Origin of the sequence: Streptomyces sp. NPDC059994 (genome assembly GCF_042737755.1) — a bacterium.
GTDB lineage: Bacteria > Actinomycetota > Actinomycetes > Streptomycetales > Streptomycetaceae > Streptomyces.
The window spans coordinates 1-22,787 of record NZ_JBHWUR010000026.1 but is presented as its reverse complement, the minus strand read 5'-3'; the positions used below and the strand labels follow the sequence as shown (position 1 = coordinate 22,787).

General features: G+C 71.8%; 19 protein-coding genes. 11 read left to right on the top strand and 8 right to left on the bottom strand.

Annotation, left to right across the window (positions count from 1 at the left end):
* Positions 1–23 precede the first annotated feature (23 nt).
* On the bottom strand, positions 24–2,432 hold the full coding sequence (locus ACFWA7_RS15915) for an immune inhibitor A domain-containing protein (protein ID WP_385539911.1): 2,409 nt from the start codon (positions 2,430–2,432) through the stop codon (positions 24–26).
* Positions 2,433–2,833: 401 nt separating this feature from the next.
* Here ACFWA7_RS15915 and ACFWA7_RS15910 point away from each other — a divergent pair, with 401 nt between their 5' ends.
* A complete protein-coding gene (locus ACFWA7_RS15910) occupies positions 2,834–3,097 on the top strand; it encodes a hypothetical protein (protein WP_385539909.1) in 264 nt (87 codons plus the stop codon).
* Positions 3,098–3,123: 26 nt separating this feature from the next.
* On the opposite strand, the gene ACFWA7_RS15905 is transcribed toward ACFWA7_RS15910, so the two are convergent.
* Together ACFWA7_RS15905 and ACFWA7_RS15900 are read right to left on the bottom strand one after the other, a co-directional pair.
* A complete protein-coding gene (locus ACFWA7_RS15905; protein ID WP_385823438.1) occupies positions 3,124–3,891 on the bottom strand; it encodes an RDD family protein in 768 nt (255 codons plus the stop codon).
* Positions 3,892–3,971: 80 nt separating this feature from the next.
* Entirely contained in the window at positions 3,972–5,381 is a 1,410-nt protein-coding gene (locus ACFWA7_RS15900; protein WP_385539906.1) for an RDD family protein, read from the bottom strand.
* 276 nt (positions 5,382–5,657) lie between these two features.
* On the opposite strand from ACFWA7_RS15900, the gene ACFWA7_RS15895 reads away from it, so the two are divergent.
* Positions 5,658–6,161 (top strand): SsgA family sporulation/cell division regulator, encoded by a 504-nt coding sequence (locus ACFWA7_RS15895; RefSeq protein ID WP_385823436.1) that lies wholly within the window; start codon positions 5,658–5,660, stop codon positions 6,159–6,161.
* A gap of 28 nt (positions 6,162–6,189) precedes the next feature.
* Here ACFWA7_RS15895 and ACFWA7_RS15890 read toward each other — a convergent pair whose 3' ends face one another.
* On the bottom strand, positions 6,190–7,599 hold the full coding sequence (locus tag ACFWA7_RS15890; protein WP_385823434.1) for an FAD-binding oxidoreductase: 1,410 nt from the start codon (positions 7,597–7,599) through the stop codon (positions 6,190–6,192).
* 97 nt (positions 7,600–7,696) lie between these two features.
* Here ACFWA7_RS15890 and ACFWA7_RS15885 point away from each other — a divergent pair, with 97 nt between their 5' ends.
* Positions 7,697–9,343, top strand: coding sequence for a tetratricopeptide repeat protein (locus ACFWA7_RS15885; RefSeq protein ID WP_385823432.1), 1,647 nt, complete (start codon positions 7,697–7,699; stop codon positions 9,341–9,343).
* 652 nt (positions 9,344–9,995) lie between these two features.
* Here the strand turns inward: ACFWA7_RS15885 and hppD are convergent.
* Positions 9,996–11,141 carry a 4-hydroxyphenylpyruvate dioxygenase gene (gene hppD, locus ACFWA7_RS15880; RefSeq protein WP_385823430.1) on the bottom strand — a complete coding sequence of 382 codons (1,146 nt, stop codon included), beginning with the start codon at positions 11,139–11,141 and terminating at the stop codon, positions 9,996–9,998.
* 121 nt (positions 11,142–11,262) lie between these two features.
* Between hppD and ACFWA7_RS15875 the strand changes: the two genes are divergently transcribed.
* From ACFWA7_RS15875 to ACFWA7_RS15840, 8 genes are all read left to right on the top strand, one after another.
* Positions 11,263–11,742, top strand: coding sequence for an Lrp/AsnC family transcriptional regulator (locus tag ACFWA7_RS15875; protein ID WP_385548888.1), 480 nt, complete (start codon positions 11,263–11,265; stop codon positions 11,740–11,742).
* Positions 11,743–11,786: 44 nt separating this feature from the next.
* Positions 11,787–12,434, top strand: coding sequence for an ABC transporter permease (locus ACFWA7_RS15870; protein WP_385548891.1), 648 nt, complete (start codon positions 11,787–11,789; stop codon positions 12,432–12,434).
* Positions 12,427–13,692, top strand: a complete 1,266-nt coding sequence (locus ACFWA7_RS15865; protein ID WP_385823428.1) for a betaine/proline/choline family ABC transporter ATP-binding protein — start codon at positions 12,427–12,429, stop codon at positions 13,690–13,692. Before ACFWA7_RS15870 ends, ACFWA7_RS15865 begins: the two co-directional genes overlap by 8 nt.
* Positions 13,689–14,525, top strand: coding sequence for an ABC transporter permease (locus ACFWA7_RS15860; RefSeq protein WP_385823426.1), 837 nt, complete (start codon positions 13,689–13,691; stop codon positions 14,523–14,525). The genes ACFWA7_RS15865 and ACFWA7_RS15860 overlap by 4 nt, the downstream gene beginning before the upstream one ends.
* Positions 14,525–15,523 (top strand): glycine betaine ABC transporter substrate-binding protein, encoded by a 999-nt coding sequence (locus ACFWA7_RS15855; RefSeq protein ID WP_385548899.1) that lies wholly within the window; start codon positions 14,525–14,527, stop codon positions 15,521–15,523. The genes ACFWA7_RS15860 and ACFWA7_RS15855 overlap by 1 nt, the downstream gene beginning before the upstream one ends.
* A 158-nt stretch (positions 15,524–15,681) precedes the next feature.
* Complete coding sequence (locus tag ACFWA7_RS15850) at positions 15,682–16,365, top strand: ArsR/SmtB family transcription factor (protein ID WP_385823424.1); 684 nt, start codon at positions 15,682–15,684, stop codon at positions 16,363–16,365.
* A gap of 32 nt (positions 16,366–16,397) precedes the next feature.
* Positions 16,398–16,583 carry a hypothetical protein gene (locus tag ACFWA7_RS15845; protein WP_385548905.1) on the top strand — a complete coding sequence of 62 codons (186 nt, stop codon included), beginning with the start codon at positions 16,398–16,400 and terminating at the stop codon, positions 16,581–16,583.
* Positions 16,580–17,890: an MFS transporter gene (locus tag ACFWA7_RS15840; protein WP_385823422.1), complete on the top strand. Its 1,311-nt coding sequence runs from the start codon at positions 16,580–16,582 to the stop codon at positions 17,888–17,890. The genes ACFWA7_RS15845 and ACFWA7_RS15840 overlap by 4 nt, the downstream gene beginning before the upstream one ends.
* A 109-nt stretch (positions 17,891–17,999) precedes the next feature.
* Here the strand turns inward: ACFWA7_RS15840 and ACFWA7_RS15835 are convergent, their stop codons facing one another.
* The 3 genes from ACFWA7_RS15835 to ACFWA7_RS15825 form a co-directional block, all read right to left on the bottom strand.
* Complete coding sequence (locus ACFWA7_RS15835; RefSeq protein ID WP_385548912.1) at positions 18,000–18,788, bottom strand: PDZ domain-containing protein; 789 nt, start codon at positions 18,786–18,788, stop codon at positions 18,000–18,002.
* A 126-nt stretch (positions 18,789–18,914) separates the two neighbouring features.
* Positions 18,915–19,559 carry an IclR family transcriptional regulator gene (locus ACFWA7_RS15830; RefSeq protein WP_283143297.1) on the bottom strand — a complete coding sequence of 215 codons (645 nt, stop codon included), beginning with the start codon at positions 19,557–19,559 and terminating at the stop codon, positions 18,915–18,917.
* A 451-nt stretch (positions 19,560–20,010) separates the two neighbouring features.
* Entirely contained in the window at positions 20,011–21,795 is a 1,785-nt protein-coding gene (locus tag ACFWA7_RS15825) for a DEAD/DEAH box helicase (RefSeq protein WP_385548915.1), read from the bottom strand.
* Between the last annotated feature and the right edge of the window lie 992 nt (positions 21,796–22,787).

Sequence of the window (22,787 nt, the reverse complement as noted above, 5' to 3'; positions counted from 1 at the left end):
GGTTTGACCTGCGGTTTTTAGAACTACTTGGTCGACGGACCAACCTTCACGGTGATCGTCGAGCCGTCCTTGGGCTGCTGGACGATGGAGATCCGGGTGTTGGTGTCAGGAACCTGCACGCTTCCCGTGGGGTTCTCCTGGTACCAGTAGGTGCCCCGGTGGTCGTCGAACATCGGCACGCCCGCCTGCGGGCGGACCGTGGTCGCCACATCGGCCTTGTGCAGGGTGAGCGCGCCCGTCGGGTAGAAGCTGAACGCGGCGTCGAACGGCGTGATCTTGTTGCGCATCAGCGTGCCGTCCGCCCACTTCAGCGGCTTGGCGTGGGCGTCGACCGGCAGGATCTGGCCGTGGCCCGGGTGGACCGAGACGTTGTTGTCCTTCTGGGACAGGTCCCAGAGCCAGATGAGCAGACCGGGCTGGTACGCGTAGTGCTCCACCCAGGACGGGCGGGTCTTGGCGAAGCCGAAGTTGTACGGGCCGACCTTGAGGGTCTGGTCGTACGACACGTACTGACGGTTCTCCGCGATGTAGTACTGCGGGTAGTCGTTGGTGAACGACTCGCCGATGCGGGAGAAGTTCTTCGACGTCCAGCCGTTGTCGTCGCCCTCGCCACCGTCGGTGAAGAGCGCGGCGCCATCGGCGTTCACGGTGATCGCGTCGGCGGTGAAGCCCTTGCCGCCCGCGCCGCCGTCCGTGGCGTAGCGGAAGCGGAGGTCGATCTTCTTGCCCGCGAAGGCGTCCAGGTTGTACGAGAGCTTCTTGTACGCGCCCGACACGTCGGTCAGGGCCGGCTTGTCGCTGGGGTCGCGGCTGATCTGCTTGCCGTCGGCGGTGCCGTCGAGCGCGGTCCAGGTGGCGCCGCCGTCCGTGGAGGCCTCGGCGTACAGGAAGTCGTAGTCCAGCTCGATGTCCCACCAGCCCGAGAGGTCCAGGGAGGCCTTGGACTTGCCGGACAGGTCGACCGAGCGGGTCAGGGTGTTGTTGAGGTTGTCACCCATCCCGCTCCACCACTGCTTGGAGCCCTCGGCGGGCTTCACGATCGTGGTGGTGACGGGCTTCTTCGGCAGCTCGACGACGAGCGCCTGCTTGTCGTTGGTGTTGTACTCCGCCACACCGAGCTTGGTGGTCGAGTGCGTCGCGGCCTTGGCCGTGGCGTAGTTCAGCCAGCCCAGCTGGAGCTTGTCCCAGGCGGTCATGTCGCCCGGCATGTCGCCGATCGAGTCCTTGCCGGTGCCCAGCCAGGAGCCGGCCGACATCAGGGACCAGAAACCGACCGAGTTCTCGGCGGTGTTGGTGGTGTCGTAGAGGTCCGGCAGACCGAGGTCGTGGCCGTACTCGTGCGCGAAGACACCGAGGCCGCCGTTCTCCGGCTGCATCGTGTAGTCGCCGACCCAGATACCGGTGTCGCCGATCTGCGTGCCGCCGGCCTTGTTGCTCCCCGGGCCGGTCTTGCCCGCGTCCGTGCCGTAGGCGTACGAGCGGTGGGCCCACAGGGCGTCGGTCTTCTGCGCGCCGCCGCCGGCCGACTCGTCCTCGCCCGCGTGGACGATCTGGAAGTGGTCGATGTAGCCGTCGGGCTCGTTGAAGTTGCCGTCGTTGTCGAAGTCGTTGCGGTCCCACTGGTCGTACTGCGCCAGGGTCGCCTTGATCTGCTCCGTGGTCTGGCCCTTGGCCTTCTGGTCCGCGGCCCAGGCGTTGACGCCGTCACGGACCAGGTCCATCACGTTGGAGCAGTTGGTGGCGCCGCAGTAGTTCGAGCCGTAGCGGGCCTCGTTGGCCGGGACGCGCACCCAGTCGGTGACCGTGCCGTCGACCGAGTAGCGGCCCGAGGAGGTCTTCTCGTAGTACGTCTTCAGGGAGTGCTTCTGGGTGCCGTCGGCGTTCGTGCCGGTCCCGAAGTACAGGTCCTGGAAGTGCTCCCGGCTGTAGTCCTTCTGCCAGGCGGTGGAGTTGTCCTTGGCGCGGTCCGGCTGCTTGATGGTGTTGTGCGCCGGGCCGGCCGTGCCCCCGTACTTGAGGACCGCCGGCTTGGGGCCGGTCGGGCCGTCCGGGTCGAACATGGTCGTGCTGTCGATCTGGTCCCCGAAGTCCACCAGGACCGTGAAGATCTTGTCGGTCTTCTCGCGGCCGAGCTCGACGTACTTCTTGTCGTCGAGCTGGACGACCTTGGAGGCGCCGCGCTGCTGCACCTTCTTGTCGCCCGAGATGACCTTCTGCAGCGCCGCCTGGCGCTGCTGCTCCCGCTGCTTGGTGAACGGGCCCGGAATGTCGTCGATGTGCTTGGCCGAGCCGGTGCCCGGGTCCCGCCGCTCGACAGGTGCCGGGGCCTTGGTGTCGGCCTGGGCGGTGGCGAACGCGGAGCCTATCGCGCCGGTCGTGGCCAGGGCCACGAGTATGGCGGCAGCTCTGACCGCTCGTCTGTTGCTGGTCACTTGATGATGTCCTCCCCCGCGGCCGCAGGCACGGACCGGGGGTGAGGGGTCTGGTCTCCGGTGCGCGGCACGCGTCTCAAGTGACGACATTGGACCGGAGTTGCCAAAGAAAAGACAGATCTTGACTTGGGTCAGCCAATTACATTATGTAGAGCGGCACTTCCGCTATCCGAACGCTTCCGATGTGCTACCCAACCCGGACATCGGGTGCGCCTGTCTCGCCTGTCGGAACGCGGAATGACTCCGTGCGCCCCCTGTGCACCAGCACCGTGGGTTAGGTCACGCTTACCAACGGTTCCGTCAGGGCAAGCACCGTCGTAGAGTCGCTTGACAGTGCGATCCGGTTGCCCGGTCGAGAGACCCGCCCCATCCGATGCCTGCCCCCGAGGACGGATACCGCTATGCCGCGTCCGACTGCAGCACAGCTCGCCTACGGTTCGGCCACCGTCGTCTTCTCGACCGTAGCCATGATTCTTCTCTCCCAGACCGACTCGGGTGTCGGGGTGGGAGTGATAGTGCTGGCCGCGCTCCTGCTGGGGCTGCTGGTCGCCGTGACGGTCCCCATGCCGAAGGCGGCGCGCACGGTTCGTACGAACCGCGCCGCCGCCGTCGAGGAGAGCGCCGAGCCGGGGGTGCGCGTACCGGCCGACTCGGTACGGAGCTGACCCCTGCGCACCGAACCGGCCCCGGGTCAGGGGGCGGTCGAGACCACCACCGTCTTCCCTGCCTTGTCGTGCAGGCCCTGCTTGTAGGGCTTGTCCGTGAGGATCGTGATGATGAGGATGATCTGCCACAGACACGGACAGCACAGCAGGGCGGGCAGCCAGAGCACGGCTGTCCGGGCCAGGGCGGCGCTCGTGGTGGGCACGCTGCCGTCGTTGAGCATCGCGACCCGCAGGTTCAGCAGCTTCTTGCCGACCGTCTGACCGTCCCGCTTCAGCATGATGGTGTCGTACGCGAGATACGCCACGATACCGATGAGGTTCCAGGCGAGTCCGCTGCCGCTGTACGCCCGGCCGATGACGTCGGAGGTGTCTTCACCGCTCCTCGTCTGGTACACCCAGCGGTCCGAGGTCGCCCACTCCAGCACGCCGAGCGGGATCGCGATCAGCAGGGCGTCGATGATGCGGGCGAGCAGCCGCCGGCCGAAGTCGGCGAGCGGCGGCATCCCGCTGAGCGGATCGGGACCGCCGTACTGGTTTCCCCCGCCGTACGGGTCGTACGGCGGCGGGGTACTGCCATAGGGCGAACCGGGGGGCGGCGTGCCGTAGGGGCTTCCGGGGGGAGGGCTGCCGTACGGACCGCCGCCGGGGGGAGGGGCGCCGCTGCCCGGAGGTGGGCCGCCTCCGGGGGGCGGGTCCTGGCTCCAGCCGGGAGACCCGGACGGCCTCTTGAGGAACGGGTCGTTCTCGGGCGGCTCGTCCTCGGGCGGCCGGCCGGGGGGCGGTTCGTTGCTCATGTCCGCAGTGCACCGCGCGGGGTGGGGCCCCGCAACGGTACGGGGCCCGTTCGGGGTACGGGCGACGGCCGGCCCCGGCGTCAGGTGCCCGCGACGAAGGTGCGGGCCGCCTTGTCGTGCCAGCACTGGCGCCACGGGCGGTCGAACAGGCACCACACGACGTTGACCACGCCGACGGCGAGCACGCCGAGGACGCCGTAGACCAGCCAGCGGCGCAGGGCCGCGCCGAAGGCCGGCGGCTCGTGCGACTCCAGGTCGCGCACCTGGACCCGCAGCAGCCGCTTGCCCAGCGTGCGGCCCCACTTGGCGGTGGGCAGCGCCTCGTAGAGCAGACCGAGGAGCAGGAAGGCGCCGAGCACGATCGCGAGATAGCCCGCGGTGGTGCCGTCCAGGAGGTAGACCGTCACCGTCTCGCCGGACAGCTTCGCGGCGTCGATCTTCGCCTGGATGTGGTCCGCGCCCTTGATCCAGAGCGGCAGGGCGAGCCCGGCGACGACCCCGCCGAGCACCACGGTGTCCACCAGCCGGGCGGCAAGGCGCCGCCCGAGACCGGCGGGCCGGGCCGCGGCCTGCGCCCGCGCGGCCCGCAGGAACGGGTCTTCCACGGGCGGCTTCCACGGCACCACGGGCTCTCCGGGCCCCGAGCGCTCCTCGGGCCGCGCCAGCTGGTGCACCTGCTGCGCCCAGGACGCGGAGCCCCCGCCGGCCCCGGTGGTGACGGGCGAGGAGGGCGTGGCGGCCTGCTGCGGTACGGAGGGCGGCGCGGCGGACTGCTGCTGTACGGGGGTGGGCTGCTGCGGGGCGACCGGCGGCGAGGGCAGCGCGGCCCGGGCGGGCGCGGGCTGGTCGGCCGCCGGGGCCCCCTGCGGGTCGGCCACGCGCGGGTCGCCCCCGGCGCGCGGGTCCCCGGGCCACTGCCGGCCCGGCAACGGCTGCGCGGGCAGCGACTGCACCGGCACCGGCGCACCCGACGGGTCCTGGCCGCGTCCCTGGCCCGGCGGGACGGGGGCCGGGTCGGCGGGCAACGGCACGGCGGCCCCGGCCCGCTCGGACGCCGGCCCGGCGGGCAGCGGAAGCGGCTGGGGCACCTGCCCCTGCGCCGGATCCCCCGGCTGCCCCCACGAGACCCGCCGCGCCGCGTCGTCGCCGAAGCCCGACTGGTGGGAGGCGTCGGCGTACCAGGCCGGGGCCGGGTCGGGGCGGCTGCCGTGGAGGGGGGCGGGCCCGGGCTCGTCGAGGAAGACGGGGCCCGTCTCCTCCACGGCGGGCGCGGGCATCGGCATCGGCGGGGCCGAGGCGAGGGCGGGCGCCGCCGGGGCCGCACCGGCCGGCGGCACGGGCATGGCTTCGCCCTCGGCCGGGGCGGGCCGGCTCGTACCGGGCACCCAGGCGGCGCCGTTCCAGTACCGGACATATCCGGGGATGGACGGATCTGGATAGAAGCCTGCGAAGGGGGTTCCGTCGCCGGTTGCCGGGGTGGGGGCGCTCATCACGGTCCCGTATCTGCTCGTGGGCCTCGTCAATACAAGGGTCCACATCTACCAGACGGGCGACCGCCGCCGGGCGGGTCCGTCGGTACCGACCACTATCCGGTCAACCTGGAGCCGCGCCTCACCCACCCGGAGACCGGGCCACAGCCCCCGTCCGGGCCGTTTCCCCGGCCGCCGGAAAAATTTTCCGGAAGCCGCGTCATAGCAGCGCCCCAGCCCGCTCTCACCTGGTACGGCCCGATCCCGGGCTCGTACGCGGAGAGGAAAGGCACTGTCATGCACACCGTGGTGGAACGCGAGCTGGAGCTCAACCTGGTGCTGTCGCCCGAGCGCAGCATCCCGGTCCCGGCCCGGCTGACCTATCGCACGGACGACCCGTACGCCGTGCACATCACCTTCCACATCGGCACCGACCACCCCGTCGACTGGACGTTCGCCCGTGAGCTGCTCGTCGAGGGGGTGTTCCGGCCGTGCGGCCACGGCGACGTCCGGATCTGGCCCACCAAGGTGGACGGGCGCAGCGTGATCCTGATGGCGCTCAGCTCGCCGGACGGCGACGCGCTCCTGGAGGCGCCGTCCGCCCAGGTGTCGGCGTGGCTGGAGCGGACGCTGCGGGTGGTCCCTCCGGGTTCTGAGACCGGGCAGCTAGGCATCGACGACGGCCTCGCCGAGCTGCTCGCGCCCACGACCGGCCGCGCGACCGGCCGCAGCCGCGCCGAGGAGCTGTACCTGAACGACCCGTGGCCCTCGGACGAGTCCCGGCCGGAGGAAGGCGCGTGACGGGAGGGGCCACAGGAGTAACGGTTGTTCAGAACAGTTTGCCGGGGTTCAGCAGCCCCAGCGGGTCGAAGGTGCGCTTGACCGCGCGCTGTATCTCCACGCCCACCGGGCCGAGTTCGCGGGCCAGCCACTCCTTCTTGAGCACGCCCACGCCGTGCTCGCCGGTGATGGTGCCGCCCAGCTCCAGACCGAGCGCCATGATCTCGTCGAAGGACTCCCGGGCCCGCCGCGACTCGTCCTCGTCGGCGGCGTCGAAGCAGACGACCGGGTGGGTGTTGCCGTCCCCGGCGTGCGCGCAGACGCCGATGGTCAGGTCGTACTTGGCGGCGATCGCCGTGGTCCCCTCCAGCATCGCGGCGAGCCGGGAGCGCGGGACGCAGACGTCGTCGATCATCGTGGCCGGCCTGACGGTCTCCAGCGCCGGGAGCGCCAACCGCCTTGCCTGGAGCAGCAGTTCGGACTCGGCGGCCGACTCGGCCGGGACCACCTGGACGGCCCCGGCTGCGGTGCACAGCTCCCCCACGGCGGCCAGGTCGGCGGCGGGGTCGGGGGTGTCGAAGGCGGCGAGCAGCAGCGCCTCGGTGCTGTCCGGCAGACCCATGTTCGCCATGCGGTTGACCGCCCGTACGGTCGTACGGTCCATGAGTTCGAGCAGCGACGGCGTGTGACCGCGCTCCATGATCGCGCAGACCGCGTCGCAGGCGGCGGCCGCGGAGGGGAACTCGGCGGCGAGCACCAGCTGCTCGGGCGGTGCGGGCCTGAGCGCGAGCACGGCCTTCACCACGATGCCGAGGCTGCCCTCGGAGCCGACGAAGAGCCGGGTCAGGTCGTATCCGGCGACGCCCTTGGCGGTGCGGCGGCCGGTCTCCAGGAGGCGGCCGTCCGCGAGGACCACGTCGAGGCCCAGGACGTACTCGGCGGTCACCCCGTACTTCACACAGCACAGCCCGCCGGACGCGGTGCCGATGTTCCCGCCGATGGTGCACTGCTCCCAACTGGACGGATCCGGCGGGTAGTAGAGCCCGTGTTCCATGACTTTCCGGGAGAGCACGGCGTTGACGACGCCGGGCTCGACGACCGCGACCCGGTCGACCGGGCTGATCTCCAGGATGCGGTCCATCCTGACCAGGGACAGCACGACGCATCCCTCGGTCGCGTTGGCGCCGCCCGACAGTCCGGTGCGGGCGCCCTGGGGCACCACCGGCACGCGCAGCTCGGTGGCGGTGCGCATCACGTGCTGGACCTGCTCGACCGTACGCGGCAGGACGACCACGGCCGGGGCCCCGGCGGCGCAGAAGCTCGCCATGTCGTGGGCGTAGGACGCGGTGACGTCCGGGTCGGTGATCAGCGCGTCGGCGGGCAGGCCCGCGCGCAGCCGTTCGAGGAGGGCGCCCGGCTCGGGGGCGGGCGTGGCGACGGGCTCGGCTCCATCGTTCATGATCCCAGCGTGGCACCCGGGGCCATCGGTGTGAACCCTGCGCGGCCCGGCGGGCGCGGGCGGGATGTGCTCTTCGTATGGACGCACAGTGATCGCCATGGAGACCGAACACGAATGGCCGCCGCACCGGCAGACCCTGACGCTGCCGCCGCCGCCGCGGCCGAGGCCGCTGGAGCCGGCCGGGCCGCCGCCCGCCCGCACCGCGCGCCGCACGATGATCGGCGCGGCGGTGGCCGCGCTGCTGACCGCCGGGGTCCTCGTGGTCCTGCCGCAGACCCGGATCGGCGGCGGCCACGACGCGCCGCCGCCCGCGCCGGGACCGGCCGCACGGGCGCTGACGGCCGTCGGGGCGGGGGCGCCCGCGGCGGCCGCCGATCTGACCGCGCTGATCGCGGACCGGCGGGCGTGGGTGCGCACGCACCCCTCGGACGACGCCTCCTGGGCGGTGCTCGGCTCCGCCTATCTGGGGCGCGGGCTGCGGGCGGCGGACTCCTCGTACTATCCGCGTGCCGAGTGGGCCCTGCGCCGCTCGCTGGCGGTCAGACCGGCCGCCCGGGGCAACGCGGACGCGCAGATCGGCCTGGCGGCGCTCGCCAACGCGCGGCACGACTACGGGGCCGCGCGGAAGCTGGCCGAGGAGGTCCGCCGGCGTGAGCCCAAGCGCTGGACGGTGTATCCGGCGCTGATCGACGCCTACGGGGGCCTCGGCGACCTCAAGGGCGCCGGCAAGTCCGTGGAGCGGCTGCTCGATCTGCGCGGCGGCTCGGTGGCGCTGGCCCGGGCGGGCGCGGTGTACCGGGAGCGGGGCTGGCGCGAGGACGCGGCGGCGACGCTGGCCGAGGCGGCCGCGTACGCCACGACGCCGGTCCAGAAGGCGGACTGCCTGCGGCAGTTGGGCGACCTGGCGTGGGACCGGGGCGAGCCGGCGGAGGCCCTCGCCCACCACTCGGCGGCGCTGCGCACGGATCCGGGCGGGCACGCGGCACTGGCCGGGAAGGCGCGGGCCGAGCTGGCGCTGGGCCGTACGGGGGCGGCTCGCCACGACTACGCGGCGGCGGTCGCGCGTCAGCCGCGCCCCGAGTATCTGTTGGAACTGGGCGAGTTGTACGAGTCGCTCGGGCTCGGCGTGGACGCCCGGGCCCAGTACGCGCGGCTGCGCGCGCGGGCCGCCTCGGACGGCGGACGCGGGGTGAGCGACGCGCTCGTCCTCGGCCGCTTCGAGGCGGACCACGGGGCGCCCGATCCGGCGGTGAAGCGCCTGCGCGCGGAGTGGCGGCGCGCGCCGAGCGCGGCGGTGGCGGATGCGCTGGGGTGGGCGCTGTACCGGGCCGGGGAGCCGGAGGAGGGGCTCGCCTTCGCGAAGAAGGCGGCGGAGAAGGGGGGCCGGAGCGCCCTGTTCTCCTATCACCGGGGGGTGCTGGAGCGGGAGCTCGGGCAGTCCGGTCCGGCGCGCCGCGATCTGGAGGAGGCGCTGCGGACGAATCCGTCCTTCTCGCCGCTGCTGGCGCCGAAGGCGCGGAAGTCTCTGAAGGGGTTGGGGGATCCGCCGGAGGGGGGTCCCAAGGACATGTATGGCTACGTGGCGGATCCGCCGGCGGAGTCGGGGCCCTCCGGCTCGGCGGCGTCCCCGTCGACGGGGACGGGGACGGGGACGGGCTCCGGCTCCGGCTCGGGGTCGGGGTCGGGGTCGTCCCCCCGGAAGCCGACGGGGTCGGGCTCGAAGCCGCCCAAGCGCCAGCAGTGAACCCCCCACCCCGCCTGTACCCGCTGTGCCATGTGCGGCTCCGCCGTGTGGCCTCCGGGGGTGGGTGGGGGGTGGTTCCCCCGGGGGCTACGCCCCGGACCCCCGTTGCGGGGCCTCCGCCCCCTGCACCCCTGGCGGCCCCTGCACCCCGCTTACGGGGGCTCCGCCCCGGACCGGCACAGAGGCGGGTAGGTTACCGGCGCCGCGCCCCTGCCCCCGCTACGGGCTCCGCCCCGGATCCAGCACAGGGGTGAGTGGGTTACCGAGGCCGCGCGCCCCCCGGACCCCGCTACGGGGCTCCGCCCCGGACCGGCACAGAGGTGAGTGGGTTACCGGGGCCGCGCCCCGCCCCCGCTACGGGGCTCCGCCCCTGGACCCCGTTCGGCTGCGGGTCGTCCGTGGCTGGTCGCGCAGTTCCCCGCGCCCCTGAGGGGAGGGCCTGCGGCCCCTGCCCCGCTCCAGCGCCGGAGGGTGAAATGGGGCCGCGCCCCGTTCTGCCTTCAGGGGCGCGGGGAACTGCGCGACCAGTCCCCACCGACCCGCAGACGAACGCCCGGCACCGAGAAACACTGCGGCCCCCTCGGGTCAGGTCCGAGGGGGCCGCAGTGTTCGACCGTAACTCAACTACCGCATCCGCACGGCAAGTTGCAGGTCACAGATTGCCCCGCTTCTCCTGCTCCCGCTCGATCGCCTCGAAGAGCGCCTTGAAGTTGCCCTTGCCGAAGCCCATCGAACCGTGGCGTTCGATCATTTCGAAGAAGACCGTCGGCCGATCCTGCACCGGCTTGGTGAAGATCTGGAGGAGGTAGCCGTCCTCGTCCCGGTCCACGAGGATCTTCAGCTCGCGCAGGGTCTCGACGGGCACCCGGGTCTCGCCCGCCCACTCTCCGAGGGTGTCGTAGTACGAGTCCGGCGTGTCCAGGAACGCGACGCCCGCCGCGCGCATCGCCCGTACCGTCGAGACGATGTCGTTCGTGGCGAGCGCGATGTGCTGGACGCCCGCGCCCCCGTAGAACTCCAGGTATTCGTCGATCTGCGACTTCTTCTTCGCGATCGCGGGCTCGTTGATCGGGAACTTGACCTTCAGCGTGCCGTCCGCGACCACCTTCGACATCAGCGCGCTGTACTCGGTCGCGATGTCGTCGCCCACGAACTCCTTCATGTTCGTGAAGCCCATGACGTTGTTGTAGAACGCCACCCACTCGTTCATCCTGCCGAGCTCGACGTTGCCCACGCAGTGGTCGATCGCCTGGAACGTGCGCTTGGCCGGCGGCTCGACGATCGGGTCGGCGGCGACGAAGCCGGGCAGGTACGGGCCGGAGTAGCCGGACCGGTCGACCAGGGTGTGGCGGGTCTTGCCGTACGTGGCGATCGCCGCGAGGACGACCGTGCCGTGCTCGTCCTTCAGCTCGTACGGCTCGGCCAGGCCGCTCGCGCCGTGCTCGGTGGCGTACTTGTACGCCGCACGCGCGTCCGGCACCTCGATGGCGAGGTCGACGACGCCGTCCCCGTGCTCGGCCACGTGGTCGTCGAGGAAGCGGCCGTGGTCGGTGGACGCCTTGATGACGGAGGTGAACACGAAACGGGCGGAGCCGTTCGTCAGGACGTACGAGGCGGTCTCGCGGCTGCCGTTCTCCGGGCCGGAGTACGCGACGAGCTTCATGCCGAAGGCGGTCGAGTAGTAGTGCGCGGCCTGCTTGGCGTTGCCCACGGCGAAGACGACCGCGTCCATTCCCTTCACCGGGAAGGGGTCGGCCTGCCGTGCGGTGTCGGGCGTGTGATCGATGGTCTCAGTCATAGCGGCAGGCTCCCCCCGTACTGCAAGGTGCGCAATAGTTTGTATTTGTGGTGGGCAATCTGACCAGCCGCAAGGCGGTGCGCACCCCCTTTCTGTACATCATGACCATCCGGAGTGACTCATGGCGATCGATCATCTGGACGGGCGGCTCATCGTGCTCCTGGCACGGGAGCCGCGTATCGGGGTCCTTGAGGCGTCCCGCAGGCTCGGCGTGGCGCGCGGCACCGTCCAGGCCCGGCTCGACCGGCTTCAGTCGAATGGAGTCATCCGGGGATTCGGCCCGGACGTCGACCCGGCCGCGCTCGGCTACCCGGTGACCGCCTTCGCGACCCTGGAGATCAAACAGGGCCAGGGCGCCGACGTACGGGCGCACTTGGCCACCGTGCCCGAGGTCCTGGAGCTGCACACCACCACCGGGCACGGCGACATGTTCTGCCGCCTGGTGGCCCGCTCCAACGCCGATCTCCAGCGGGTGATCGACCGGGTCGTCGGTTTTGATGGCATCGTCCGGGCCTCCACGGCGATCGTCATGGAGAACCCCGTTCCGCTGCGGATCATCCCGCTGGTGGAGCAGGCCGCGGAGGACTCCGTCAGAGGCTGAGGTCCAGAGCCCGAGGTCCAGAGCCCGAGGTGAGGTGGCGTGGAGTGAGCTTCTGGAGCTATCTGTCCAGTCGGCATCAGCAGCTGCTCACGGACGCCTTCCAGCACGCCAGCGTGGTCTTCCAGTGCATGGTGATCGCGACCGTCCTGGGCGTCCTGACCGGCGTCCTCACGTACCGCAGCGGCTGGGCGGGCGCGCTCGCCGTCACCTCCACGTCGATGATCCTCACCATCCCCTCCCTCGCCCTGATCGGTCTGCTGATCCCGCTGGTGGGGCTCGGGGTCGCGCCCACGGTCATCACGCTGACGCTGTACGGGCTGCTGCCGATCGTCCGCAACGCGATCGTCGGTCTGCGCGGAGTCGATCCTTCGCTCGTGGACGCGGCCATGGGCATCGGGATGTCGCGCCCGGCCCGGCTGCTCCGGGTCGAGCTGCCGCTGGCGTGGCCGCCGATCCTGACCGGGATCCGGGTGTCGACGCAGATGCTGATGGGCATCGCCGCGATCGCCGCGTACGCCTCGGGCCCGGGGCTCGGCAACGAGATCTTCCGCGGTATCGCCTCGCTCGGCAGCGCCAACGCGATCAACCAGGTGCTCGCGGGCACCCTCGGGATCGTCGTCCTCGCCCTGCTCTTCGACGCCGCGTACGTCCTGATCGGCCGACTGACCATCCCCAGGGGGATCCGTGCCTGAGCCGTCCGACGCCACCGCCGGAGCCCGGGCCGCCGCTTCCGGTGCCTCCATCGAGCTGGAGAACCTGACCAAGCGCTATCCGGGCAGCCCCGGCCCGGCCGTGGACAACGTCAGCATGGAGATCAAGGCGGGCGAGACCGTGATCTTCGTGGGGCCCTCGGGGTGCGGGAAGTCGACCACGCTCAAGATGATCAACCGGCTGATCGAACCGACATCCGGTCGCATCCGGATCAACGACGAGGACGTCACCGACATCGACCCGGTGAAGCTGCGCCGCAAGGTCGGGTACGCGATCCAGTCGTCCGGGCTCTTCCCGCACATGACGGTCGCCGAGAACATCGCGCTCGTACCGAAGATGGTCGGCTGGTCCAAGTCGAAGGTGAAGGACCGGGTGGAGGAGATGCTCGACCTGGTCGGGCTCGATCCGCGCGAGTTCCACGGGCGCTATCCGCGTCAGCTGTCCGGCGGACAGCAGCAGCGGGTGGGCGTGGCACGGGCGTTGGCGGCCGATCCGCCGGTTCTGCTGATGGACGAGCCGTTCGGCGCGGTCGACCCGATCACCCGCGACCACCTCCAGGACGAGCTCATCCGGCTCCAGCACGAGCTGCACAAGACCATCGTGTTCGTCACCCATGACTTCGACGAGGCGATCAAGCTGGGCGACCGGATCGCGGTGCTGCGCGAGCGGTCGCACATCGCCCAGTTCGACACCCCGGAGGCGATCCTCACCAACCCGGCCGACGACTTCGTCTCGGGGTTCGTGGGGGCGGGCGCGGCGCTGAAGCGGCTGAACCTGACGCGCGTACGGGACGTGGAGATGGCCGACGTGCCGACCGTCACCGTCGACGACCCGCTCCAGTCGATCTTCAACAAGCTGCGCGGCGGCCCGCACAACGAGCTCCTGATGCTGGACCGGCGCGGGCGCCCGTACAAATGGCTGCGGCGCGGCGACCTGATGCGGGCCAAGGGGTCGCTGGCGCGGGCCGGGCAGCTGGTGCACGACACGGTGACCCGGGACGCGACCCTGCACGACGCCCTGGAGGCGGTGCTCATCGACTCCGGCGGCCGGGTCGCGGTGACCGGGCGGCGCGGCGAGTACATCGGCGTCGTCGACATGGAGACCCTCATGAACTCCGTCCACGAGCTCCTGGAGGCCGACCGGCTGGCCGCCGTCGAGCACCAGCACGACCTGGAGGAGACCCGCCACCATCTGACCGAGCAGGAGCTGGAGGGTTCGGACGGCGGTGCGGACGTATGAGCACCGCACCCGGACGCCCGCCGGGCGAGCACGAGGCCGGCGGCCACGTCTTCCGCGACGAGGAGGCGGAGCCCGCCCCGGCGCCCGCGCCGCCGAGGCGCCGGATCACCTGGCAGAAGCTGGTGCTGCCGCCCGCGCTGGTCGCGGTGATCCTGCTGATCACCTTCGTCTGGATCACCAACGTCCAGCTGGACTCGATCGCGATGAACTCCCTCGACAACGGCAATGTCCGGCTCCGGCTCTGGCAGCACGTGAAGCTCACCGTCGTCTCCACCTTCTGGGTGCTGCTCGTGGCGATCCCGCTGGGCATCGCACTGACCCGGCGCGGGCTGAGCCGGGCCGCTCCCCTGGTCACGTCGGTCGCCAACATCGGCCAGGCGACCCCGGCGATCGGGCTCCTCGCCCTGCTGGTGATCTGGCTGGGCATCGGCCCCTCGACGGCGGTCATCGGCATGGTGATCTACGCGGTCCTCCCGGTGCTCTCCAACACGGTCGCGGGCCTCAAGGCGATCGAACCGCAGCTGGTGGAGGCCTCGCGCGGCATCGGCATGTCGGCGCTCGGCACCCTCGGCAAGGTCGAACTGCCGCTCGCGGTCCCGCTGATCCTCGCGGGCGTGCGCACGGCGCTCGTCCTGAACGTCGGCACGGCCACGCTGGCCACGTTCGGCGGCGGTGGCGGGCTCGGCGACCTGATCACCTCCGGGATCCAGACCCAGCGCATGCCGGTCCTGGTCCTCGGGTCGGTCCTCACGGTCGCGCTCGCCCTGCTGGTGGACTGGCTGGCCTCGCTGGCCGAGGTGGCGCTGGCCCCGCGCGGCCTGGAGGTGGGGTGATGCGCCGCGTACGTACGAGGTGGACGGCGGGGTGGGCGCGGGCGGCGGGCGCCCTCGTCCTGCTCTCGCTCCCGCCGGCCGGCTGCGGCCTCAAGAGCGGCTCGCCGATGGTGGACGACGTCCGGCCGGGCTCGGTGGGCCAGGGCCGCCCCCTCAAGGGGGCCTCCCTGACGGTCACTTCGAAGAACTTCAGCGAGAACATCATCCTCGGCCAGATGGCCGGTCTGGTCTTCAAGGCGGCCGGCGCGGACGTCGTCGACCGCACGAACCTGCCGGGCTCGATCAGCGCGCGCGAGGCGATCGTCAAGGGCGACGCGGACGCGATGTACGAGTACACCGGCACGGCCTGGATCACCTACCTCGGCCACAGCAAGCCCATCACCGACCCGCAGGCGCAGTGGCGGGCGGTGCGGGACGCGGACGTGAGGAACGGGGTGACCTGGCTGCCCCAGTCGACCCTCAACAACACGTACGCGCTGGCCATCAGCAAGCGGAACAACGCGAAGTACAAGCTCACCACGCTCTCGGACGTGGCCGCGCTGACGAAGACGGACCCTTCGGCGGTCTCGCTGTGTGTGGAGAACGAGTTCGCGTCCCGGAACGACGGGCTGCCGGGCATGGAGAAGGCGTACGGGATGTCCATCCCCGCCTCCAGGATCCAGAAGATGGACGCCGGGATCATCTACACCCAGGTGTCCAAGTCCAGCTCCTGTCTGCTGGGCGAGGTCTTCACGACGGACGGCCGGATCAAGGCGATGGACCTGGACGTCCTGACCGACGACCGGCACTTCTTCCCCAACTACAACGCGGCCCCGGAGCTGCACGCCCCGACGTTCGCCAAGTACCCGGCGATCGCGGCCCTGTTGAACCCGGTGAGCGCGAAGCTGACGACGCAGGTCGCGCAGGTCCTCAACGCCCGGGTGGACGTGGAGGGCCGCGATCCGCACGACGTGGCGAAGGAGTGGCTGGTGGAGCAGGGGTTCATTCGGAAGGGGTGAGGGGGCCGGGGGCCGGACCGCTGCGGGTGCCGGGATCGGGCCGCCGGGGCCTTCTTCGGACGCCGGGTCACAAAGAACCCCTTGCAAAGATCTAGATGCAAAGACGTTGATGCAAAGAAAGGCTTGCAACTAGTTCTTTGTATGTCTACGGTTGAGCCATGAGCGAGCACGACGACCCGAAGCCCGAAGCCGCGAAGCCCGAAGCTGCGCAGCCTGAAGCTGAAGTTGCGAAGCCTGAAGCTGCGAAGCCCGAGATCCCGAAGGGCGAGCCCCGCGAGCCCCGCGAGCGCACGCTCGACGCCCACTCCCTGCGGGGCCTGGCCCACCCCCTGCGGATCCGCCTGCTGGCGGCGCTGCGGCACGACGGCCCGGCCACCGCCTCCCAGCTGGGCGAACGGCTCGGCGAGTCCAGCGGCGCGACCAGCTACCACCTGCGCCAGCTCGCCGCGCACGGCTTCGTCGAGGACGCGCCCGAGCACGGCAAGGGCCGCGAGCGCTGGTGGCGGGCCACCCACGACGGCACCAGCTTCACCGAAGAGCTGCACCACGACCCCGACCCCGAGGTGCGCGGCGCCGTCAACCTGTTCATGCACGAGATCGCGACCATCCACACCCAGGAGCTCTCCACCTGGCTGGGCACCGCGAGCGACTGGCCCGACGAGTGGTCCACCAGCTCGGACATGAGCGACTTCACGCTCCGGCTGACCGCCGCGCAACTGCGCGAGCTCAACGAGAAGGCGCACGAGCTCATCGAGAGCTACCGCGGCCTCGCCCACACCGAGGCCGACGACACCGCCCAGGTCCGCGTCCACCTGCACGCTTTCCCGCGCAAGAGCCACTGACCCGTACCACGAGCAGCGAAGGGATCACGCACATGCTGCCCTCCACGCACCTCACCCTGCACGAAGCCCGCGCCACCGAACTCCGCCAGGCGGCGGCCGATCACGCGCTCATACCGCGCGACCGCCGCCGTATACGCGCTCAAGTCGGCCTGAGGCTGGTCGAGTTGGGCACTCGCCTCGCCCAGCCCCCCGCGCGCCACCGCACGCGTATCGCATGAGCGGCGACGGGGGGCACGCCGAGGAGGAGAGAGCACGTAAACGTACCGCCTTGGCGGCCGTCCTGACGGCCAACACCATTTCCACCGCAGGCAGTTCGCTGACCATGATCGGCGTCCCCTGGTTCGTTCTGGAGACCACCGGGAGCGCCGGGCGGGCCGGGGTGGTGGCCTTCTGCGCCACCCTGCCGATCGTGGTGGCCGCGCTGATCGGGGGCCCGGTCATCGACCGGCTGGGCCGGCGGCGGGTGAGCGTCGGCTCCGACCTGGTCTGCGCGCTCGCCGTCGGGGCCGTCCCGCTGCTGCACTTCGCGGGCGCGCTCCACTTCTGGCTGCTGTGCGCGCTGATGGCGCTCGAAGGCCTGGCCGTCACCCCCGGCCGGACCGCCCGTTACGTCCTGGTGCCCGACCTCGCCGAGCGCGCCGGTACGACTCTGGCCCGCGCCGCCAGCCTCTTCGACGCCGTGCAGCGCGGCGCCAGGATGGCGGGCGCCGCGCTCGCCGGGCTGCTGATCGCACTGGTCGGCGCGGAGACCGTACTGCTCCTGGACGCGGCGACGTTCGGCACGTCCGCGCTCCTCGTCGCCCTCGGCGTACGCGGCATCCGGGCGGCCGAGCCGGTACGGGACGCGGCGCCGGTCTCCCTCGCCACCTACCGGGCCGAACTCCGCGAGACGTACGCCTTCCTGCTGCGTGCCCGGCTGCTGCTCGCGGTCACCGTGATGGTCATGGTCACCAACGGCCTCGACCAGGGCTGGAACGCCGTCCTGCTGCCCGTGCACGCCGAACACGAACTCGGCGGCGCCACCCAACTCGGCCTGCTCACCGCCGCCTTCGGCGCGGGCGGGCTGCTCGGCGCGCTGCTGTACGGCGCGGTGGGCCACCGGTTCCCCCGGCGCGCGGTGTTCACCACCGCCTTCGTCCTGGCGGGCGCGCCGCGCTTCGTGGTCGCCGCACTGACCGGCTCGGCGCTGCCGCTCGCCGCCACGATGGCACTCGGCGGCCTCGCGGGCGGCATGCTCAACCCGATCCTGACGACGGTGACGTACGAACGAGTCCCCCAGGAGCTGCGCAGCCGGGTGTCCGGCGCGCTCACGGCCGGCTGCGAGCTGGCGATGCCGCTCGGCGGCCTCGGCGCGGGCCTCCTGGTGGACGGCGCGGGGGCGCGGGGCGCGCTGCTGGTGGTGGGCGCGGTATATCTGGCGACCACGCTGAGCCCGCTGGTGTTCCCGGCGTGGCGGGGGATGGACGCGCAAGTCGCGCAGCGGGGCGTGGAGTTGAGGGCCGAAACTGTGGGCACCGCACGCTGAGCAGCTGTGCCGGAGTCCGGTGCGGCACAGCGCCCCACAGGGGCGCGGGGAACTGCGCGACCAGCCGCTGACGGTCCGCGGCCGAAACACCGCGCTCCCGGCGGAGCGCCTAGCAGCTCGGTACGTCCCCGCCCTTGTCCAGCACCTTCAGCGCCGACACCGCGCCCGACAGGGTGGTGACGGGGATCAGCCGCAGCCCCTGCGGCAGCTCGGCGCGTGCGTCCGAGCACTCGGCCTTCGGCACGAGGAACACGGTCGCGCCGTCCCGCCGGGCCGCCCGCGTCTTGAGCGAGACGCCGCCGACCGCGCCGACGCTGCCGTCCGCGTCGATCGTGCCCGTACCGGCGATCGTACGGCCGCCGGTGAGCTCGCCGCCGGAGCCGTTGCCGTCGAGCTTGTCGACGATGCCGAGGGAGAAGAGCAGCCCGGCGCTGGGCCCGCCGACGTCGGCCAGGTTGAGGGTGACCTTGGCCTGGTGCGGACCGAGGTGGAGGTAGTTCAGCGCGGCCGCGGTGGCGCTGTCCTGCGACTCCTTCATCTCGGCCCGGTTGTGCTCGGTGATCTCCTTGTCGCTGCCGCCGCTCGGGTAGACCGAGTCGCGGGGCATGACGGCCTGGTCGGTACGGAACCAGGCGCGCACCACGTCGGCGATCCCGACCTCGGCGGACGGCCCGGTCGCCTCGATGGTCGTCATCCGCAGCTGCCCGGTGGTGTGCCGGGCGGGCCTGCCCTCGATGGTGATCACCGGGGTGCCCTTGTCGTCCCCGAGCACGTTCGCGGTCAGCCCCGGCTGCGCCACCGAGAACGGCAGCGGCGCGAAGCCGACGACGGCGAGCAGCGCGACGACGGGGGCCGAGCCGATGGCGAGGTTGCGGAGGCGTGAGTGACGGGGGTGCACGGATCCAATGTATCGGGGCGCGATCGGCTGCTTACCGGGGCTCCGCCCCGGGCCCCGTTCGCGGCGCCGCCGCTCGCGGGCTCCGCCCCCGCACCCCTGCTCCTCAATCGCCGGAGAGGCTGATTTCTACCGCAGCGCGTCCGCGACCTCCCGCGCCGCGTCCACGACCCTCGGGCCGACCCGCTCCGGCACCGCGTCCGCGAGCATCACCACGCCCACGCTGCCCTCTATCCCCGTGATCCCGACCAGCGGCGCGGCGGCGCCGCTCGCCCCGGCCTCCAGTTCGCCATGGGTGAGGGTGAAGCCGGGATCGACGAGGCCGCCGGCCTGGCGGGCGGAGAGGATGGCGCGGCCCGCCGCGCCCCGGTCGAGCGGGTGGCGGAACCCGGCCCGGTAGGCCACGTGGTAGTCGGTCCACGTCGGTTCGACGACGGCGACGGCGAGCGCGTCGGCCCCGTCGACCAGCGTGAGGTGCGCGGTCGCCCCGATGTCCTCGGCGAGCGAACGCAGTGCGGGCAGGGCCGCTTCCCGTACGAGGGGATGGACCTGCCGGCCGAGGCGCAGCACGCCGAGGCCGACCCGGGCGCGGCCGCCCAGATCACGTCGTACGAGAGCGTGCTGTTCCAGTGTGGCCAGCAGACGGTAGACCACCGTCCGGTTGACGCCGAGTTTGTTGGACAACTCGGTGACGGTCAGGCCGTGGTCGGTGTCGGCGAGCAGTTTGAGGACACGCAGTCCCCGGTCGAGCGTCTGAGAGGTCTCCGCGGTCACGACGCCCACTCCTTATGGTGAGTCGCGGCGGCTCCCCACGGGATCGCGGCACCGGTCCCATCGGCGACGCGCACAGAGGCCGCCGGCAGGCCATGGCACCGGCTGCGCTCCGCGGCGGCGCTGCCACGGGGCGTTTTGCATGGCGGGACAGTAGCGATCGGTCCCGCTCAGCGGAAGCCCTCGTCCAGAATCCGGGCGCGTACGTTGACGACCCGGGGCATTGCTCCTGGTTCAGGACCTAAGTCCAGGGTGCCCGGGACCTTGGCCACCGCAGGCGACTTTGCCTTCCCATTACGGTTGTGTCGCGCGAGGGGCGTCCATGGGGGCCGGCCCTCGCCGCCGCATCCCGTCCCCACGGAAAGGCGGGGCCCGGCGTCGCACCCGGGCCCCGCCGACGGCGCAAGGGCAGCCAACTCCCTTACGCAAAAACGTAGTTACCGGACAGGCGGAGTCACTTCATCCGCGTGGCCCACTCCTGCACCTTCTTGATCCGCTCCCGGAGCTGCCCGGCGGTCGCCTCGGCGCTCGGCGGTCCACCGCACACCCGCCGCAGCTCGGTGTGGATCACGCCGTGCGGCTTGCCGCTCTGGTGGACGTACGCGCCGACCATCGTGTTCAGCTGCTTGCGCAGCCCCAGCAGCTCCTTGTGGGAGACGACGGGCCGCCGCTCGGCGGGCATCTCCAGCAGGTCGGCCTGCTCGGCGGGCTTCTGCCGGCTGTGCGCGATCTGCCGGGCCTGCCGCTTCTGGAGCAGCAGCTGCACCTGGTCGGGTTCGAGGAGACCGGGGATACCGAGGTAGTCCTGCTCCTCCTCACTCCCCGGGTGCGCCTGCATACCGAACTCGGCGCCGTCGTACAGCACCCGGTCGAAGACGGCGTCGGACTCCAGCGCCTCGAAGGGCAGCATGTCCGGGTCGCCGGTGTCCTCGTCCTGCTGCTTCTCGGCCTCGGCGAGGAGCTTGTCCTCCTCGGCGTACGGGTCCTCCTCGCCGTCCTTCTTGGGCTTGTCGAGCACGTGGTCGCGCTCGACCTCCATCTCGGAGGCGAAGCTCAGCAGGGTCGGGATGGTCGGCACGAACACGGAGGCGGTCTCGCCGCGCCGCCGCGACCGTACGAAACGGCCGACCGCCTGGGCGAAGAAGAGGGGCGTGGAGATGGTGGTGGCGTACACGCCGACGGCGAGCCGGGGAACGTCGACGCCCTCGGACACCATCCGGACGGCGACCATCCACCGATCGTTGCTCGCGCTGAACTCGTCGATCTTCTTCGAGGCACCCGTGTCATCGGAAAGAACGACGGTGGCCTTGTTGCCGGTGATCTCCCGGATGAGCTTGGCGTAGGCGCGGGCCGAGTCCTGGTCGGTGGCGATGACGAGCGCACCGGCGTCCGGAATGCCCTTGCGTACTTCGGTCAGCCGCTGATCCGCCGCCCGCAGCACGTTCGGCATCCAGTCACCGCGCGGGTCGAGCGCGGTGCGCCAGGCCTGCGAGATGGCGTCCTTGGTGAGGGGCTCGCCCAGCCGCGCCTCGATCTCGTCCCCGGCCTTGGTGCGCCAGCGCATGTTGCCGCTGTACGAGAGGAAGATGACGGGCCGCACGACGCCGTCGCCGAGGGCGTTCCCGTACCCGTAGGTGTAATCGGCGGAGGACCGCCGAATCCCGTCATTGCCCTCTTCATACGTGACGAAGGGAATGGGATTGGTGTCGGACCGGAAGGGGGTGCCGGTGAGGGCGAGGCGCCGAGTGGCGGGATCGAAGGCCTCAAGACAGGCCTCACCCCAGGACTTCGAGTCACCCGCGTGGTGAATCTCATCAAGGATGACGAGGGTCTTGCGCTGCTCGCACCGGTTGCGGTGGAGCATGGGCCGCACGCCGACACCGGCATACGTCACGGCGACCCCGTGGTACTCCTTGCTCAACGGCCCCGCGCTGTAGTCGGGATCCAGCCGGATGCCTATCCGCGCCGCCGCCTCCGCCCACTGCTTCTTCAGATGCTCGGTCGGCGCGACGACGGTGATCTGCTGCACGACGTGGTGGTGCAGCAGCCACGAAGCGAGCGTCAGCGCGAACGTCGTCTTGCCGGCGCCGGGCGTGGCGACGGCAAGGAAGTCACGCGGCTGCTCCTGGACGTACTTCTCCAGCGCCCCCTGCTGCCAGGCACGCAGCTTGTTGGCCGTACCCCAGGGGGCACGCCCGGGAAAGGCGGGTGAGAGGTGGTGGGAGGCGGTAGTAGTCACGGTCTCCGGGTTCGTGCGGTCGGGGCGGCGGCGCGGGCTTGCGCCTTGCGGCTCACGGTCGGTGGTCACGGTCGCGTACGTCACGCGGTTGTCGTACGTGACGGTCGCGAACGTCACGGTTGTCGTACGTGCCGGTCTCGGACGTCACGGTTGTCGTACGTCACGGTCGCATTCGTCGCGGTCGCGTTCATCACGGCCCCGTACGTCACGGTCGCGTACGTACGACAACCGGGCCACCTTACCGGTGGGGTGGGGGCGATCCGGAGTCAACGGGGCGGGTGGGGGGTGGGGGTGAGCGGGTTCACAGCCCGCCCATCGCGGGTGCAGGGGCGGAGCCCCGCGTGACCTGCGTGTCCCCGCAGGGGTCTGGGGGGCGGAGGCCGCGCAAACCTGCGTGTCCCCGCAGGGTCTGGGGGCGGAGCCCCGCGCAAACCTGCCTGCCCCCGCAGGGGTCTGGGGGCGGAGCCCCGCGCGGGGTGCGGGGGCGCGGGGCGCCGTGACCTGCCTGCTCAGCCGGGTGCGGGGCGGAGGCCCGGAGGGGTGCAGGGGCGCGGCCCGGGTAGCCCACCCGCCCGGCAGGGCCCGGGGCGGAGGCCCGAGCGCGATGCAGGGGCGCGGCCCCGTGACCCGCCCGCTCCGCCGGGTGCGGGGCGCGGCCCCGAAGCGGGGTGCGGGGGCGCGGGGCGCCGTGACCTGCCTGCTCAGCCGGGTGCGGGGCGGAGGCCCGAAGGAGGGGTGCAGGGGCGCGGCCCGCGTAACCCACCCGCCCCGCAGGGCCCGGGGCGGAGGCCCGAGCGCGATGCAGGGGCGCAGCCCGGGTAACCCGCCCGCCCCACCGGGATCTGGGGTGGAGCCCCATGAGCGGGGTGCAGGGGCCGCAAGCCCCGCGAGGGCACGGCCTCCGTAACCCGCCCGCCCTCCCCCGCAAGGGTCCGGGCCCCCGTGGCGGGGTGCAGGGGTGCGGCCCCGCTGGGGGTGCAGGGGGCGAAGCC